The 15,981-nt window shown below is 35.5% G+C and carries 20 protein-coding genes; all 20 read left to right on the plus strand.

Annotated elements, in window-relative coordinates:
• Nucleotides 1-13: 13 nt before the first annotated feature.
• The 20 genes from CACET_RS08965 (at nucleotide 14) to dxs (ending at nucleotide 15,970) form a co-directional block, all read left to right on the plus strand.
• Complete coding sequence (locus tag CACET_RS08965; RefSeq protein WP_044823985.1) at nucleotides 14-1,081, plus strand: M24 family metallopeptidase; 1,068 nt, start codon at nucleotides 14-16, stop codon at nucleotides 1,079-1,081.
• Between the two features lie 26 nt (nucleotides 1,082-1,107).
• Nucleotides 1,108-1,665, plus strand: a complete 558-nt coding sequence (gene efp, locus CACET_RS08970) for an elongation factor P (RefSeq protein WP_044823986.1) — start codon at nucleotides 1,108-1,110, stop codon at nucleotides 1,663-1,665.
• Between the two features lie 69 nt (nucleotides 1,666-1,734).
• On the plus strand, nucleotides 1,735-2,160 hold the full coding sequence (locus CACET_RS08975; protein ID WP_044823987.1) for a CD1247 N-terminal domain-containing protein: 426 nt from the start codon (nucleotides 1,735-1,737) through the stop codon (nucleotides 2,158-2,160).
• A gap of 122 nt (nucleotides 2,161-2,282) precedes the next feature.
• The gene (spoIIIAA, locus tag CACET_RS08980) at nucleotides 2,283-3,302 is read left to right on the plus strand and encodes a stage III sporulation protein AA (protein WP_044824110.1); all 1,020 of its coding nucleotides are present in this window, start codon (nucleotides 2,283-2,285) and stop codon (nucleotides 3,300-3,302) included.
• Between the two features lies 1 nt (nucleotide 3,303).
• Complete coding sequence (spoIIIAB, locus tag CACET_RS08985) at nucleotides 3,304-3,825, plus strand: stage III sporulation protein SpoIIIAB (RefSeq protein ID WP_044823988.1); 522 nt, start codon at nucleotides 3,304-3,306, stop codon at nucleotides 3,823-3,825.
• A 22-nt stretch (nucleotides 3,826-3,847) separates the two neighbouring features.
• Nucleotides 3,848-4,051: a stage III sporulation protein AC gene (spoIIIAC, locus tag CACET_RS08990; RefSeq protein WP_472234734.1), complete on the plus strand. Its 204-nt coding sequence runs from the start codon at nucleotides 3,848-3,850 to the stop codon at nucleotides 4,049-4,051.
• 12 nt (nucleotides 4,052-4,063) lie between these two features.
• Nucleotides 4,064-4,450, plus strand: a complete 387-nt coding sequence (spoIIIAD, locus tag CACET_RS08995) for a stage III sporulation protein AD (protein WP_044823989.1) — start codon at nucleotides 4,064-4,066, stop codon at nucleotides 4,448-4,450.
• Between the two features lie 12 nt (nucleotides 4,451-4,462).
• Nucleotides 4,463-5,635: a stage III sporulation protein AE gene (spoIIIAE, locus tag CACET_RS09000; RefSeq protein WP_044823990.1), complete on the plus strand. Its 1,173-nt coding sequence runs from the start codon at nucleotides 4,463-4,465 to the stop codon at nucleotides 5,633-5,635.
• Nucleotides 5,636-5,639: 4 nt separating this feature from the next.
• Complete coding sequence (gene spoIIIAF / locus CACET_RS09005) at nucleotides 5,640-6,260, plus strand: stage III sporulation protein AF (RefSeq protein WP_044823991.1); 621 nt, start codon at nucleotides 5,640-5,642, stop codon at nucleotides 6,258-6,260.
• Between the two features lie 16 nt (nucleotides 6,261-6,276).
• The gene (spoIIIAG, locus tag CACET_RS09010; protein ID WP_044823992.1) at nucleotides 6,277-6,867 is read left to right on the plus strand and encodes a stage III sporulation protein AG; all 591 of its coding nucleotides are present in this window, start codon (nucleotides 6,277-6,279) and stop codon (nucleotides 6,865-6,867) included.
• Between the two features lie 15 nt (nucleotides 6,868-6,882).
• A complete protein-coding gene (locus tag CACET_RS09015; RefSeq protein WP_044823993.1) occupies nucleotides 6,883-7,647 on the plus strand; it encodes a SpoIIIAH-like family protein in 765 nt (254 codons plus the stop codon).
• Nucleotides 7,648-7,757: 110 nt separating this feature from the next.
• Nucleotides 7,758-8,144 carry an Asp23/Gls24 family envelope stress response protein gene (locus tag CACET_RS09020; RefSeq protein WP_044823994.1) on the plus strand — a complete coding sequence of 129 codons (387 nt, stop codon included), beginning with the start codon at nucleotides 7,758-7,760 and terminating at the stop codon, nucleotides 8,142-8,144.
• A 340-nt stretch (nucleotides 8,145-8,484) separates the two neighbouring features.
• Nucleotides 8,485-8,904, plus strand: coding sequence for a transcription antitermination factor NusB (gene nusB, locus CACET_RS09025; protein ID WP_044823995.1), 420 nt, complete (start codon nucleotides 8,485-8,487; stop codon nucleotides 8,902-8,904).
• Complete coding sequence (locus tag CACET_RS09030; RefSeq protein ID WP_044823996.1) at nucleotides 8,897-9,868, plus strand: Kae1-like domain-containing protein; 972 nt, start codon at nucleotides 8,897-8,899, stop codon at nucleotides 9,866-9,868. Before nusB ends, CACET_RS09030 begins: the two co-directional genes overlap by 8 nt.
• Nucleotides 9,869-9,879: 11 nt before the next feature.
• Entirely contained in the window at nucleotides 9,880-11,112 is a 1,233-nt protein-coding gene (gene xseA, locus CACET_RS09035) for an exodeoxyribonuclease VII large subunit (protein WP_044823997.1), read from the plus strand.
• A complete protein-coding gene (locus CACET_RS09040) occupies nucleotides 11,093-11,320 on the plus strand; it encodes an exodeoxyribonuclease VII small subunit (protein ID WP_044823998.1) in 228 nt (75 codons plus the stop codon). Before xseA ends, CACET_RS09040 begins: the two co-directional genes overlap by 20 nt.
• 2 nt (nucleotides 11,321-11,322) lie before the next feature.
• A complete protein-coding gene (locus tag CACET_RS09045) occupies nucleotides 11,323-12,210 on the plus strand; it encodes a polyprenyl synthetase family protein (protein WP_044823999.1) in 888 nt (295 codons plus the stop codon).
• 17 nt (nucleotides 12,211-12,227) lie between these two features.
• Nucleotides 12,228-12,677, plus strand: a complete 450-nt coding sequence (locus tag CACET_RS09050) for a divergent PAP2 family protein (RefSeq protein WP_044824000.1) — start codon at nucleotides 12,228-12,230, stop codon at nucleotides 12,675-12,677.
• A gap of 756 nt (nucleotides 12,678-13,433) precedes the next feature.
• Nucleotides 13,434-14,066: a hypothetical protein gene (locus tag CACET_RS09055; protein WP_044824001.1), complete on the plus strand. Its 633-nt coding sequence runs from the start codon at nucleotides 13,434-13,436 to the stop codon at nucleotides 14,064-14,066.
• Nucleotides 14,067-14,071: 5 nt separating this feature from the next.
• On the plus strand, nucleotides 14,072-15,970 hold the full coding sequence (gene dxs, locus CACET_RS09060; protein ID WP_201774915.1) for a 1-deoxy-D-xylulose-5-phosphate synthase: 1,899 nt from the start codon (nucleotides 14,072-14,074) through the stop codon (nucleotides 15,968-15,970).
• Nucleotides 15,971-15,981 lie beyond the last annotated feature (11 nt).

Genomic DNA, 15,981 nt, shown 5'->3' on the forward strand with positions numbered 1-15,981 from the left:
AGGCTTTATCTTAATGAATGAAAGAATCAATAAGTTAAGAGAAGTATTGAATGAAAAAAAACTAGAGGCCGTACTTGTTTTTAAACCAGAAAACAGAAGATATTTTTCTAATTTCACAGGTACCACAGGCTTTGTGCTTATTACCAATACAGAGGCAAAGTTTATTACGGATTTCAGATATGTTGAACAAGCAAAAAATCAGTGCAAGGGCTATGAAATCGTAGAAGTCAGCAGATTAGAACCTCTAACGACGATTATTGAAAAAATGAATCTAAAGACGATAGGGATTGAAGAGGAGTTTTTTACTTATGGGCATGCTGTAGACTTTTTATTAAAGTTAAAGGATGTTAAGTTAGAGGCTTTAGAGGGGGCTTTAACCAAGATCAGGGCTGTTAAGTCTCAGGAGGAAATAAGCTGTATCGCTAAAGCTGCTTCATTGGCGGATGAAGCTTTTCATCATGTCTTACCCCTCATAAGACCAGGAGTAGTAGAAACAGAAATAGCATTGGAGTTAGAGTTTTTTATGAGAAAGAATGGTGCTATTGGTGCTAGTTTTGATTTTATTGTGGCTTCAGGAGTAAGATCCTCATTGCCTCACGGGGTTGCATCAGAAAAAGTTATTGAAGCAGGAGACTTTGTTACATTAGATTATGGATGTATCTATAAAGGTTATTGTTCTGATATGACTAGAACTGTTGTTGTTGGAAAAGCTAATGATAAGCAAAAAGAAATATATGCTACTGTGCTTGAAGCTCAAGAAACTGCTCTTAAGGCAGTAAGACCAGGTTTTACAGGTAAGGAATTAGACAGCATAGCCAGAAAAGTCATTGGAGATAAAGGTTACGGTGAGTATTTCGGGCATGGATTAGGACATGGTGTAGGCTTAGAAATCCATGAGTTGCCTCATGTAAATATGATAGGAAATCTTTCGATGACATCAGGTATGGTGATTACGATAGAACCTGGTATTTACATACCTGATTTTGGTGGGGTTAGAATTGAAGATTTGGTAGTAGTAACAGATGATGGCTATGAAGTTCTATCGAAAACTCCAAAAGAGTTGATTGAAATTCAAATATAATATTTAAAGATCAATGGAGGGATTTTATGATTTCAGCAGGAGATTTTAGAAAAGGCGTTACATTCGAAATGAATGGAGAGCCATTTGTAGTTTTGGATTTTCAACATGTTAAGCCTGGAAAAGGGGCAGCTTTTGTCCGAACCAAGTATAAGAACTTAAAAACAGGAGCTACTAGAGAAGAAGCTTTTAACCCTTCTGATAAATTTCCACGTGCTCATATTGAAACAAAGGAAATGCAATATCTTTATAATGACGGTGAGTTGTATTATTTTATGGACAATGAAACCTTTGAGCAAGCACCTTTAACCTTTGAGGAAGTGGAGGATGCTATAAAGTTCTTAAAGGAAAATGAAAATGCCACTATGAAGTTCTATCAAGGGAGACCTTTCCAAGTAGATCCACCAAACTTTGTTGAGTTACAAGTAACAGAAGCAGATCCTGGAGTAAAAGGAGATACAGCTTCTAATGTTACTAAGTCTGCTACCTTAGAAACTGGAGCGGTAATTCAAGTTCCTTTATTTGTAAACGAAGGAGATAAGGTCCGTGTAGATACTAGGACAGGAGAGTATATGTCAAGAGTATAAATGCACAATTTTTGGTAAACAATATAAGGTAGTTGTATTTGTACTATCTTAATCAAAGGAGGAAGAACTATGAATCACTTATTTGAAAAGGTTGCTTATTTGAAAGGCTTAGCTGAAGGATTAAATATTGAAGAGTCTTCTAAAGATGGCAAAATTATACTAGGCATTATAGATGCTTTAGACGATTTTGCAGAAGCTATTGTTATGATGAATGAAGATCAAGAAGATTTAACCGAATATGTTGAGGCTTTAGACGAAGATTTAGCAGAAGTGGAAGAAGAATTATTTGAAGAAGATGACGAGGATGATGAAGATGAAGATATCGACTTCATGGAAATTGAATGTCCAAACTGCGATGAAGAAATCTATGTAGACGAAGACTTATTCTATGATGAAGATCCAGAGGTAGTATGTCCTCGTTGCAGCGAAGTAATAAAAATCGATGTAGAAAATGAATGTGATCATGGGGGATGTAATCATCACCATCATGAGTAAGAAGTGTGTAACTCTTGAAAAACCAACAAACTTATTGTTGGTTTTTCTTTTTTTTTGGAATTAAGAATAATTTGGCTGTAACGTAAATATCTATTATATATAAGGAGGGACATGTTGTGATAATGAATAGTCAAAACACTAATTTTATTGAAAAAAATACAGTCCTCCACTTAGAAAAGTTTTTATGTCCTGAAGTTAGGGAACTGGTAAGTAAGATTCCAAAGGATATAAAAAGTACAATGGAGGAAATAAGGCTAAGGATTCATCAACCTTTAATGATTTACGCCAATAATCAAGATTACTTTGTAAGTAAAGAGGGAGAATTATTATTGGAAGAAAAAAATGGCTATAGAATTTCTAAAAGAAATATTGAAAACACCCTGCAATTTATCACTAATTATTCTATTTATGCGGTGGAGGAAGAAATAAAAAGGGGTTATATCACTGTGCAGGGGGGCCATAGGGTTGGTATTGTAGGTAAGGTTTTACATGACAGTAGTGGTGTGAAAACCATCAAAGAGTTTACTGGATTAAATATAAGAATTTCAAGGGAGAAGTTGGGGATTTCCTCTAGTGTTTTTAAATATCTTATTAATGATAAAAAAGAGTTTATGAATACGCTAATTATTTCTCCTCCCCAGTGTGGAAAAACCACCTTGTTAAGAGATTTAATTAAAAATCTAAGTGATGGGGTGCCTAACTTAAGGTTTAAGGGTTTAAAAGTGGGTGTAGTGGATGAACGTTCAGAGATTGGAGCTTGTTTTCAAGGAATACCTCAAAATAATTTAGGTATAAGAACCGATGTATTAGATGCTTGTCCGAAGGCACAGGGAATGATGATGCTGATTCGAGCCATGTCGCCTCAAGTGATAGCAACAGATGAGATTGGAAGGGAGGAGGATAGTGTGGCAATACAAGAGGCACTACTAGCAGGGATTAAGCTGATTACTACAGTTCACGGAAACTCCCTAGAGGATATAATGTCCAAAAAGGTAATAGGAAGATTGGTAAAAGAAGGAACCTTTGAGAGGATTATGATCTTATCAAACAGTAAAGGTGTCGGAACCGTAGAAAAAATTATAGATGGACATACCTTTAAAGATTTACTAAAGTTACCTATTCAAAATAAGGTGGCGGATTAATATGGTAATAAAACTAATAATTTCTTTTATCATCATAGGATGCAGTTCTTTAATCGGCATCATCTATGCCAATACCTTTATAGAGAGAACAAAACTTTTGGCCAGTGTCCTATCTACTTTACAAATGTTAGAAACAGAAATTGTTTTTAGTGCAACCCCTTTACCAGAACTTTTAAGCAAAGTAGCTAGAAAAAGTAGAACTGAGATGGGTAGGATCTTAGAAAATACTGCAGAAATTTTAAGGAGAAATGAAGGTTATTTATTTCCTGAGGCCTGGAAAAAAGCCATTGAAGGAGTAGGAGATGAAACAGTTTTTGCTAAGGAGGATTTAGATCTATTATTAAATCTCGGAAATACCTTAGGAATCTCTGATACTAGTGATCAAGTAAAGCATATACGCTTAACCATGGAAGAAATAAAAAGAAATTATGAGCTGTCTATTATAGTCCAAAGTAAAAGTGTTAGGCTATATAGAAACCTAGGATTTTTAGTAGGAATTACTATAGTAATTGTTTTTTTCTAACTATTTTAAGGGGGAGAGATGAATGATCATGAATGTGGATTTAATTTTTAAGATTGCAGCGATTGGTATTTTGGTTTCTGTACTAAATCAAGTACTCATAAGAGCAGGGCGGGAGGAGCAGGCTATGATGACAACTTTAGTGGGGATTGTGGTAGTGCTGATGATGGTCATCAATTTGGTAAGTAATCTATTTGACACAGTAAAAACAATGTTTCAACTGTACTAAGGGTGTGATAAAATGGAAATTTTTCAAATTGTAGCAATAGGATTGGTTGCAGCTGTTCTATCGGTATTGGTAAAGCATCAAAAACCAGAAATAGGCATTTATATTGGTCTAGCCACAGGAATCATTATATTCCTGTTTATTGTAACAAAGTTACAGTCAGTGATTGAAATTCTTAACCAATTGGCCAATAAAATAAATATTGATGATATCTATTTATCTACAATTTTAAAAATTGTAGGTATCGCCTACATAGCGGAGTTTGGAGCACAGGTTTGTAAAGATGCAGGGGAAGGAGTGATTGCATCTAAGATAGAATTTGCTGGAAAAATACTCATTATGGTGATGTCAGTACCTATTTTAGTGTCCTTAATGGATTTGATTATCAACATAGTACCTTAGGATGTGATATCTATGAAAAAAACTATTATTGTAAGCATGGTGATTTACTTTTTACTGACTTCTATGGTATGGGGACAAGAAGAAGGCTTAACACCAGAGGGAATCATACAAAATCAGATAGAAAAGCTGGAGATAAAAGAATTACAGGATATTATGGATGTGATGAATAGAGATTTAGAAGATTATATGCCTAGAGTGGATATAAGACAGTTTATTATGAATCTTATACGAGGAGAAGCTACATTATCTTTAGGTGATATTGTAAGAGGCAGCACCAGGGTTTTGTTTAAAGAGGTGGTTGCCAACTGGAAGCTATTGGCACAAATTATTGTATTAGCAGCGATATGCGCAGTCTTAAGAAATCTACAGAGTGCCTTTGAAAATGAAGTGGTAGGAAAACTAGCCTATAATGTGTGTTACTTGGTGATCATTAGCATTACTATTAAAAGTTTTATGATCGCTATTGGTATCGGAAAAGAAACCATAGATTTGATGGTAAGTTTTATGCAGGTTTTGATGCCAGTGCTTCTAGCAATGTTGATGGCGATAGGCGGCATAACAACTTCAGCGATTTTACATCCTATTTTATTAGGAGCTATTGGATTTGTGGGAACCATCATCAAAGTCACCATACTACCGTTGATTTTATTCTCTGCAGTGCTGGCAATCGTAAATAATCTATCTTCTAAGATTCAAGTGACAAAGCTGGCGGGGTTATTAAAACAAGCGGCGGTAGTAACACTAGGTTTTATATTGACCACCTTTGTAGGAATCATTTCTATCCAAGGAATTACCGCCTCTACTGTAGATGGGGTAACCATCAGGACCGCTAAATTTGCAGTAGACAAGTTTATTCCAATCGTAGGTGGTTTTTTATCAGAAGCTATGGATACAGTTATTGGATGTTCTTTAGTACTGAAAAATGCTGTAGGAGCAATCGGGCTCCTGTCCATCTTTGTTTTGTGTTTGATGCCTATGATAAAAATCCTTGCCCTAATTATTGTTTATAAACTGTGTGCAGCACTGATTGAACCCATCTCAGAAGATGGACTAGTAGATTGTTTAAACAGCATGAGTAGCGCATTAACCCTTTTATTTGCAACAGTCAGTTCGGTAGCAATCATGTTTTTTCTTACAATAACAATTATTGTAAGCACAGGAAATATTACTGTAATGATGAGGTGATAGGGTGGAGATTATTAGAGAATGGATTATTACGATTGTATCGGTCATCATCTTTGTAACCTTTGTAGAGATCCTTATACCAGACTCCGATAATAAAAGGTTTATTAATGTGGTTGTTGGACTGCTGATTATGATTGTAATACTGAACCCTGTTATGAGACTGCTTCAAGGAGAAATGGATCTAGGAGGGAGAATTCTACAGGCTTCAAATCATATGGAGTACAGAACAGCACAAAATAGAATAGAACAAAGTGATTATATGCAAACAGAAGTTGTTGTTGCCCTGTACAAAGATCAGCTAAAACAACAGATGAAAAAAAGGTTGGAAAGTATTTCTTCCTATGTTGTGGAGGATCTTCAGCTGCAAATAGAAGAAGAAAATACTGAGGACTTTGGGATGATTCATCGAATAGATATCGTGATTAGAGAAGCTGGGGAAGACACCAGTATAAAAAAAGGAATAGAGCCCATAAAAATTGATGTAGCTTTGAATAAAAGTAATAATACTGTGGAAGCTCAGAGCATATGGATAAGTAATGAAGGAGAAAGTATAAAAAATGACTTTAGTACTTACTATAACCTACCAAAGGATAACATAAATATTTATATACACAGGGATAGGTGAAAAAAGGAGGATAAAAATGGATAAAGACAAACTTAAAGGTCTATTTAAAAGCTTGCTATCGAAAAAGTATATTGCTAATCTTTTGGTTCTTATGGCAATAGGTGTTATGGCCTTAATTGTTTCCAGTAACTTTTTTATGAAGGACACTAGGACAAAGAATATCTACAGTGATCCTACTGAGAATGTGTTGGTTCAACAAAATAATCAACCCATGATGGAGGAGGAAGTGGTGGAACATAGGTTAAAGGAAATTTTGCAAAAAATTCAGGGGGTTGGAGAAGTTGAGGTAATGGTTACCTTTGAAATGGGAACAGAAATTATACCGGCTTCAAATACCACAAAATCTACAGATACAACAGAGGAGAAGGATTCTGGAGGAGGAACAAGGGTTGTGGCTTCGGAAAATATTACGGAAACAGTCGTTGTTGCTAATGAAGGCAATGGGCACAAACCGTTGGTTCTAAAGGAAATAAAGCCACAGGTAAATGGAGTGATTGTGGTTGCTGAAGGAGCAGAAAATATAGAGGTAAAAGTAAAATTGTACGAAGCTGTAAAAACGGTTCTGCAAGTGCCAGGACATAAGGTTGAAGTGTATTCAAAAAAATAGTAAGGGGGAATAAAAATGAAATTAAAGCTTTCAAATGTAGGAAGAAAAAATGTTGTTATCTTTTCTTTGGTGATTATGTTGGGATTGATCGGATATATAAATTATAGCCTCAATAGACAATCTCTATTGCAGACTTCCAGCGAATTGGAACAGTATAGAATGACAATGTTAGAGGAAAGTGGTATGATGCTGGATCTATTAGAAGAAGATGCTTTGGCAGAGGAAGATGAATTAGAGAATCAAGATCAAAATCCAGAAGAAGAGGCAATGGAAGATGTTGAAGAACAAAAAGAAACAGAAGATGTAACAAAAGAAGAATTGGAAACAGCCCAAGTAGTGGACAGTAGGAGTTATAATGAAGTAGTAGGTCTAGTGGAAGAAACAAATACAGAGATAGCCCAAACCATTACCAACAGAGAAGCAATGCAAAGAAATACATATTTTATTGAAAGCAGACTAGAAAGAGATAAAAAGCGTAGTGAAATGATCAGCTACTTAAATGATATTATTAATAACCAGTTAACCAGTGAGGAGATTAGAGGAGAAGCACAAAATGTAAAATTAGATATGATTTCTAGTACTGAAAAAGAAGTTTTAATAGAGAATATGATTGTAGGAAAAGGTTTTAATGATGCTCTTGTATACTTAACGGATCAATCTATTAATGTTGTAGTAAACGCTGATGCACTAACAGAAACAGATGTAGCAAAAATTGTTGATATCATAAGAAGGGAAACAACCATAGGTATGCAGGGTATAACCATTATGAATAAAAAATAGAAGTAATAGAAGTGTTTGTCATTAAAGCGTGAATTTGGTATAATAAAAATTGAAATATGTTTAAAAATTTGAAATACTGGGAAGTAGCCATAGATGTAGGGGGTATACCAATGGATGCAATTGAAAAACTAGAGTATGGAGAAGTAAAAGTAGCAGATGAGGTGATTGCTACGATAGCTGGAATTGCAGCAACAGAGGTAATTGGCGTATGCGGCATGAGTGGAGGCCTAGTAGATGGTATTGCTGAAATTTTAGGTAAAAAAAATCTATCTAAAGGTGTGAAGCTAGAGGTAACAGGAGAAGGCGTAACGATAGATTTATATCTTATTGTAGATTATGGTGTAAAAATCCCAGATCTAGCTTGGAAAATACAAGATAATGTAAAAAATACACTTGAAAGCATGATCGGTACAAAGGTCATTGACGTAAATATTCATATACAAGGCGTTAATTTTCCTAAAGAAACAACTGAAGAAGTTCCAGTTCCTAAAGGTTGAAATTGAATACTTTTTTTCATAACTAACCCTCTGAATTCAGAGGGTTAGTTTGAATTTCACTTTGAAGACTTTAGTAGTTGATCTTCAATGGGTTTTAGCGAAGGAGGACATAACTTAAATAAGATACGTTATAAAAGTATCTGCTTTTGGATACTATCATTAATAGCAATATACAATCATTAGCGTTAACTTAACACAATTATTACCAAAATTCTCTCGAACTGTCATCCTGAGCGTAGCGAAGGATCTTGGAATAACGGAGGATGACAAATTATGGTTTAAGTTAACGCTAATAAAACTTTTATAGAAGAACGAATAACTACAGGAGGCTAAGATCCCTATGAATAGAAAATTAGCTAGAGAATTATGTATGAAGGCCATCTTTGAAATGCTTATGAATAAAGAGTATGATGAAAAACTAATAAAAAACTATTTATCAGAAGAAGAAGAGATAGAGGAGCTGCAAGCAGCTTATATACGAGGCGTTATCACAGTTACGGTGGATCATCTAGAAGAGATAAATAGCATGATAGAAAAATATGCTATTGGTTGGACTTTAGATCGTATTGCGAAAGTAGATTTAGCAATTTTACAATTGGCATTGGCAGAAATTTTATATATTGAAGATATACCTTATAATGTATCCATTAATGAGGCTGTAGAGCTGGCAAAGAAGTATAGCGGCAGTGAATCCACCTCTTTTATTAACGGTATTTTAGGAAAACTTGTAGAAAAAGAAGGTATCAAGAAAAATGATTAAGGAAGCTGTAATATTGGGTTTGGATACCAGTAATTACACTACCTCTTTAGCCCTAATTAATCTCCAGGGGAAGTTGATGAAAGAAGAAAGACAGTTATTACCGGTAGAAAAGGGAAGATTAGGGTTAAGACAATCAGAGGCTTTGTTTCAACATGTGAAGAATATGCCTCTTTTAGTAGAGGCTCTTAGTAAAGATATTTCCTGCCAAGTTGTTGCAATTGCCAGTGCTACAAAACCAAGACCCTTAGAGGAATCTTATATGCCAGTATTTTTAGCAGCTGAATCCTTTGGAAAAACAATGAGCAGCCTGTGGAGAGTGCCTTTTTATGAACTAAGTCATCAAGAGGGACATATCGAGGCAGGCTTATGGTCCCTAGATTTAAAGATGAAAGAACCTTTCTTAGCACTGCATTTATCTGGTGGAACAACAGAACTTTTAAAGGTAACACCTAAAACAGTAGGTTATGAAATTGATATTCTTGGAGGTAGTAGTGATATTAGTGCAGGGCAGTTTATCGATCGTATAGGTGTAAAACTAAATCTCCCTTTTCCTGCTGGAGCTTATTTAGAAGCCTTGTTATCGGAAGGGGAAAAAGGAGATATCAACATTCCCATATCTGTAAAAGGTACTACCCTCAGCTTTTCTGGTCCTGAAACCTTTCTTCAAAGAAGATTAGAACAGAACATTTCTTCTTCACAAATTGCGTTCTCTGTTTTTCAATGTATAGCAAAATCTTTACTGCAACTCATAAAAAATGCTTTAAAAAAATATCCTTATCAGCAAGTATTGTTGGTTGGCGGGGTAGCTAGCAATAAGGTAATAAAAGCTTTTCTAGAAGATCAACTACGAGGGGAAAATGTAAAACTAAATTTTGGTAATCCTAAATACTGTTCAGACAACGCTGTAGGGATAGGGGTTTTAGGATTACAAAGTTATTTGTATAATAAAGATGATTTCGTTTAAGGAGATAAAAAATGGAGGTAAAGACCTTATCGGTTTCAGAAATAACGCAGTATATTAAAAGATTATTAACCAGTGACCCTATTTTATGTAATATTCATGTGGAAGGTGAAATATCAAATTTCAAACTCCATAGCAGCGGGCATATATATTTTACTTTGAAGGACCCTTATAGCAGGATTCCTTGTGTTATGTTTAAATCTAATGCTGATCACTTAAAAATAAGTCCTAAAGATGGAATGAAGGTTGTGATTAAGGGGTATATATCTTTATATGAAAGGGATGGACAGTACCAACTATATGTTCAAGAAATGAAGTCTGCTGGTCTGGGAAACTTACATATAGCCTTTCAACAACTGAAGGATTCTCTTCAAAAAGAAGGACTTTTTGATGCTAAATATAAAAAGACCCTTCCTTTTATTCCTCAAAAAATAGGCATTATTACTTCTCCTACTGGTGCTGCTATAAGAGATCTGTTATCTATTATTAAAAGACGATTTCCAAAGGTGAACTTATCTATATTTCCTGTATTGGTGCAGGGGGATCAGGCAGCAGCTTCCATTGTGAAGGCTATAGAGCTTTGTAATACTTATGAAGATATTGAGGTAATTATTTTAGGCAGAGGTGGGGGTTCTATAGAGGAACTATGGGCCTTTAATGAGGAAGTTGTGGCTAGAGCCATTTTTCATAGTAGGATTCCAATTATATCGGCGGTTGGGCATGAGACAGACTTTACTATAGCTGACTTTGTAGCTGATGTAAGAGCCCAGACACCCTCCGCAGCAGCAGAATTGGTGCTGCCTCAATGGAGGGATGTCATGGAAACCTTAAATGTCCTTGAGAGAAGACTGTTATTTTCAATGAACACAAGGTTGTCACAGGAAAAGCAAAGGCTTGAGACCATCAAAAATAATTATTATTTTAAGTATCCGCTGAATTCTGTGTATGATCAAAAACAATATATAGATCAGCTCTATAAAAACCTTAACAGAGCTATAAGTCAGAAGATATTTTTAAATAAAGAAAATCTCAGAAACACAGTAGAGCGATTAAATAGTCTAAATCCTCTTTCAATATTTTCAAGGGGTTACGCTGTTGTCACGGACCCTCAAGGAAAAAACATTAAAAGTATTACTGAAGTACAGGAAGATGAACTTATAAAAATCAGATTATTAGATGGAAGTATCATGACAAAGGTTATGCAGGTAAAAAAGGAGGACAGGTCTCGTGAAAAAGACAAGCTATGAAAAATCAATAAAACGTTTGGAGGAAGTAGTTCAACAATTGGAAAATAAGGAATTATCTTTAGAAGATTCTTTGAAGCTATTTCAAGAAGGCATAGATCTTTATAGGAATTGTAATACAAAATTAAATGAAATAGAAGAAAAAGTTATGATAATTCTTGAAGAAAACGGAGAAATTAAAAATATTCCATTTACAGATATGGAGGTCTAATCATGGATTGGAAAAGTCAATTAAATCATTATATAGATACAGTGAATATGGAGCTGAAGAGATATTTAGAGGGAAAGAATGATAAAAATAAAACCTTGATGGAGGCGATGGACTATAGCTTAATGGCAGGGGGAAAACGACTAAGGCCCATATTAGCACTGGCTTCTTATGAGATTTTTAATGATAACTTACAGGAGGTTTTACCCTATGCCTGTGGTATAGAGATGATTCATACCTATTCTTTGATTCATGATGACTTACCAGCCATGGATAATGATGATTATCGTAGAGGAAGATTGACCAATCATAAGGTTTTTGGAGAAGGTATTGCTATTTTAGCTGGAGACGGACTGTTAAACTATGCTTTTGAAATCATGTTACAGGATGCAGTAAAAAAGGATCCTATACAGCCTTATGTGGAAAGTATAAAAGTAATTGCTGAAGCGGCAGGGATCAATGGTATGATTGGTGGACAGGTAGTAGACCTTGAAAGTGAAAACAAAAAAATAGATGCTAAAACCATGGATTATATACATTTAAATAAAACAGCAGCATTAATAACAGCACCTTTAAAAGTAGGAGCAATTATAGGAAAAGCAAAGGAAGAAGACATAAAAAATATGGAAAACATAGGAAGGATTTTAGGATTAGCCTTTCAAATAAGAGACGATATTTTAGATATTGAAGGAGAACAGGAAAAGTTAGGTAAGAAGGTGGGTAGTGATGAGAATAAAAATAAAGCTACTTATCCAGCAATCTATGGCTTGGAATATTCTAAAAACAAGGTAAGCGAGTTAACCTCTGAGGCGAATCAAAAGATGAATCAATATGTTGGTCGATCTAAGTTTTTATATGAACTAAGTAATTACTTAGTTCATAGGGAGTCTTAATACAAGGAGGTAAATAAGTGGATTTTCTAGATTCAATTTTTAACAACAAAATATTATGGACCTCTGTCTTGGCATGGTTTATAGCACAATCTTTAAAGGTGATACATACATTTATTGTAGATAAGCGATTTAATGCTTCTAGATTTGTAGGTTCTGGGGGAATGCCCAGCTCCCATTCAGCCTTTGTGATGAGCTTGACCACTGCCACAGGAAAAACCCATGGATGGGATTCAACAATATTTGCCATTAGTCTTGCATTTTCTTTAATTGTTATGTATGATGCAGCTGGTGTGAGAAATGCTGTAGGGAAACAAGCAATCATCATTAATAAACTTATAGAGGGAATTCATCATAAAACGGAAAAAAAGGTTAGAGAACAAAGATTAAAGGAGCTAATAGGGCATACACCCATTGAGGTGGTGGTAGGGGCAATTTTAGGCATCCTAATAGGAAAGTTAATGATTTGATAAATGTGTTAGCATATGCTATAATGTTTGCTATATTATCGTTAGTGGTACAGTATTCTAGTCAGTTGAATTAACTTGGAAGACGGGCCTAAAAATCCGTTGAAGGGCACATCGATGAAGTTCTTGGTTTCGGCTTCTGACGCCCAGTCGGGGGTCGTTTCTGGGAGTAAGGAGATGGGGGCGATCCGCAAAGGCATGCGGGCGTTGACCCTCGCTCCGTGGAGGCCGCTTTGCAATTTAGGTTAAATTCAAGTGGTAGAAACCTATACGTTTGTGCGGAGAGTGCGAACGATAGCGTAGCCTGCCTTGCGTGGAATAGGGAGATGAGTAGATCAGGTTTTTGATATCAGGGCCCGATGGAGAAAATCATTGCTACTTGAAATCTATTCTGCAAAAGAGGCTAAGAGTTAATGAAAACTGTTGAGGAAAACTCCTAGACTGTTCGATTTAGAAGCGTAATAAGGATTACAGTGCGGACTAAGTGGTACTCCAGTCCTGTTTATGGTGACAAAACAGAGATTGATTTAAAGGGAAACCGCTGCTATGGCGACAGGCAGTATTGATCTGGGAAATCCTACTGGACCTAAGCCGTAAAATTTACTTATTATGCTACCACTACGACTTGAAGCTGATAGCCAGTGTGCTATCAGCTTTAAGTTTATAACAAAGTATATCTCTCTATTATGTGGAGAATACATATCAGTTGAACTTTGTTAGGTCTTTAAATTGCTTATTTATACTGTTGGAGGGTTATCGTTGTCTAAAAATAATGAAAATGGAAAAAAAGTAAGTCATGATATCAGTGATATTTGGAAAAAATATAATTTGAAGTGGGTAGTTATTGTTTCCATTTGGACATTTATATTGACTATTATGATTACAATAGTAGCAGAGATGGTCTTTATTAATACAAGAGTTGTATTTGCCTTTATTATTCTTATTGGGATTATCCTCATAGGTGTTACTAGTGATATGGTGGGTGTTGCAGTTACTGTGGCCTCAGAAAGACCCTTTCATGCAATGGCGGCAGATCGGGTAGAAGGAGCAAAATATGCTATCAAACTTTTGAAAAATGCTGGGCCAGTATCAAATTTTTGTAATGATGTAATAGGAGATATTTGCGGCATTGTTAGTGGGGCTGCAGGGATCAACATTGTATTGCAGTTGGAGGCATCTTTTCTACCTATTAGCAGGACCCTCTTGGCCGTCATTATGAGTGGTTTTATAGCATCCTTAACAGTTGGGGGAAAGGCTATCGGCAAAAGCGTCGCGATTCTACAATCCCATGTAATCGTTTTTAGTACAGCCAAGGTTTTAAACTTTTTAGACGATAAGTTTAATCTTCATTTATTTTCTAAATCAAATAAAAAAAATAGGAAAGAGAGATGATCCGCATGTACAAAATTTTAGAACAAATCAACTCTCCTGAGGATCTAAAAAAGTTAAAAAGCAATGAAATGAAAATCTTAGCAGAAGATATTAGGAGGTTTTTAGTTGATTCTGTTTCTAAAACAGGAGGACACCTAGCTTCCAACCTTGGTGTAGTAGAACTAACGTTAGCCTTGCATACAGTATTTAATACCTTAGAAGATAAGATCATCTGGGATGTTGGACACCAAAGTTATGTGCACAAAATATTAACCGATAGAAAAAGTCAATTTCATACTATTAGACAATATAAAGGGATTAGTGGGTTTCCTAAGAGGTATGAAAGTCCCCATGATCATTTTGATACTGGACATAGTAGTACTTCTATTTCAGCTGCACTAGGTTTGGCCAGTGCTAGAGATTTAAGTAAAGACAAGTATTCTGTAGTAGCGATAATTGGTGATGGTGCTTTAACGGGGGGGATGGCTTTTGAGGCCTTAAATCATGCGGGGCAAAGTAAAAGAAATCTTATTGTTATTTTAAATGACAATGAAATGTCCATATCTCAAAATGTTGGAGGCTTATCAAATTATTTAAATAAAATTAGAACCAATACTGTCTATTCTAAGGTGAAGGGAGATGTAGAAAGCCTAATTACAAACATACCTGCCATAGGAAAGACTGTTATCAGAACTGCTGGAAAAGCAAAGGACTGTATTAAATATCTTTTCGTTCCAGGGGCTTTGTTTGAAGAACTGGGTTTTAAATATATTGGGCCTATAGATGGCCATAATTATAGTGAGATTTGCAAGGTTTTAAAGAATTGTAAAAATATCTCTGGGCCTATATTGTTGCATGTTATGACCCAAAAAGGTAAGGGATATCCTTTAGCTGAGAAGTTTCCTGACAAGTTTCATGGGGTAAATCCTTTTAAGATTGAAACAGGTCAACCCCTATCTGCCAGCACAAGCGTTTCTTACTCGGAGGTTGCAGGCAATACTTTAGTAGCCTGTGCTGAAAAGGACAAAAAAATTGTGGCGATTACTGCCGCCATGCCTGCAGGGACAGGTTTATCCAACTTTGCAAAATGTTTTCCAAAAAGATTTTTTGATGTAGGTATTGCAGAGCAACACGCAGTCACTTTTGCTGCTGGTATGGCGGCTTCAGGATACAAACCGTGTTTTGCTGTGTACTCTACTTTTTTACAAAGAGCATATGATCAGGTGATTCATGATGTATGTCTTCAAAACCTACCAGTAGTATTTTTAATTGATCGTGCGGGCTTAGTAGGAAATGATGGGGAAACTCATCATGGAAGTTTTGACATTTCCTTTTTATCACCAATTCCCAATTTGACAATTATGGCTCCTAAAAATGGATGGGAGTTACAGAAGATGATAGAATTTGCTGTGCAGTATCATGGTCCGATAGCCATAAGGTATCCTAGAGGGTCTGCTATGACGATGGAGAATGTCACAAATAACCCTATTGCTTTAGGGAAAGCTGAAATTCTGTACGAAGGCGGCAAGGATGCTTTGATTATAGCAGTAGGCCATATGAATACTTCTGCATTAAAAATTTGTGAGGCGTTAAAAGAGAAGGAGATAGGAAGTACTTTATGTAACCTTAGATTTATCAAGCCTATGGATGAGGCTATGCTGATAAAGCAGGCGAAAAACCATAAAAAGATTTATGTGATAGAGGATAATGCTAAGATCGGTGGAGTAGGAGAACAAATACAGGCAATGTTTAATAACAATAAAATTTTTAAAGAAGTGTATACATTAGGACTGCCAGATGTATTTGTTGAGCATGGAGATGTCAGTACTTTATATCATCTTTATGGTTTAAGTATAGAAGAAATTGCAAAAAAAATAAGTGAAGATTTTGAATCGAAAATTATCAAAAATATTAGAATACGTTAATAGGAGCAATG

It is taken from the genome of Clostridium aceticum (genome assembly GCF_001042715.1).
GTDB classification, from domain to species: Bacteria; Bacillota; Clostridia; order Peptostreptococcales; family Natronincolaceae; genus Andreesenella; species Andreesenella acetica.

What these genes read in the sequence shown, in the direction of transcription:
- CACET_RS08965 (WP_044823985.1), top strand. Translation starts at nt 14, where the DNA reads ATGAATGAAAGAATCAATAAGTTAAGAGAAGTATTGAATGAAAAAAAA.
- efp (WP_044823986.1), top strand. Translation starts at nt 1,108, where the DNA reads ATGATTTCAGCAGGAGATTTTAGAAAAGGCGTTACATTCGAAATGAAT.
- CACET_RS08975 (WP_044823987.1), top strand. Translation starts at nt 1,735, where the DNA reads ATGAATCACTTATTTGAAAAGGTTGCTTATTTGAAAGGCTTAGCTGAA.
- spoIIIAA (WP_044824110.1), top strand. Translation starts at nt 2,283, where the DNA reads ATGAATAGTCAAAACACTAATTTTATTGAAAAAAATACAGTCCTCCAC.
- spoIIIAB (WP_044823988.1), top strand. Translation starts at nt 3,304, where the DNA reads ATGGTAATAAAACTAATAATTTCTTTTATCATCATAGGATGCAGTTCT.
- spoIIIAC (WP_472234734.1), top strand. Translation starts at nt 3,848, where the DNA reads ATGATCATGAATGTGGATTTAATTTTTAAGATTGCAGCGATTGGTATT.
- spoIIIAD (WP_044823989.1), top strand. Translation starts at nt 4,064, where the DNA reads ATGGAAATTTTTCAAATTGTAGCAATAGGATTGGTTGCAGCTGTTCTA.
- spoIIIAE (WP_044823990.1), top strand. Translation starts at nt 4,463, where the DNA reads ATGAAAAAAACTATTATTGTAAGCATGGTGATTTACTTTTTACTGACT.
- spoIIIAG (WP_044823992.1), top strand. Translation starts at nt 6,277, where the DNA reads ATGGATAAAGACAAACTTAAAGGTCTATTTAAAAGCTTGCTATCGAAA.
- CACET_RS09015 (WP_044823993.1), top strand. Translation starts at nt 6,883, where the DNA reads ATGAAATTAAAGCTTTCAAATGTAGGAAGAAAAAATGTTGTTATCTTT.
- CACET_RS09020 (WP_044823994.1), top strand. Translation starts at nt 7,758, where the DNA reads ATGGATGCAATTGAAAAACTAGAGTATGGAGAAGTAAAAGTAGCAGAT.
- nusB (WP_044823995.1), top strand. Translation starts at nt 8,485, where the DNA reads ATGAATAGAAAATTAGCTAGAGAATTATGTATGAAGGCCATCTTTGAA.
- CACET_RS09030 (WP_044823996.1), top strand. Translation starts at nt 8,897, where the DNA reads ATGATTAAGGAAGCTGTAATATTGGGTTTGGATACCAGTAATTACACT.
- xseA (WP_044823997.1), top strand. Translation starts at nt 9,880, where the DNA reads ATGGAGGTAAAGACCTTATCGGTTTCAGAAATAACGCAGTATATTAAA.
- CACET_RS09045 (WP_044823999.1), top strand. Translation starts at nt 11,323, where the DNA reads ATGGATTGGAAAAGTCAATTAAATCATTATATAGATACAGTGAATATG.
- dxs (WP_201774915.1), top strand. Translation starts at nt 14,072, where the DNA reads ATGTACAAAATTTTAGAACAAATCAACTCTCCTGAGGATCTAAAAAAG.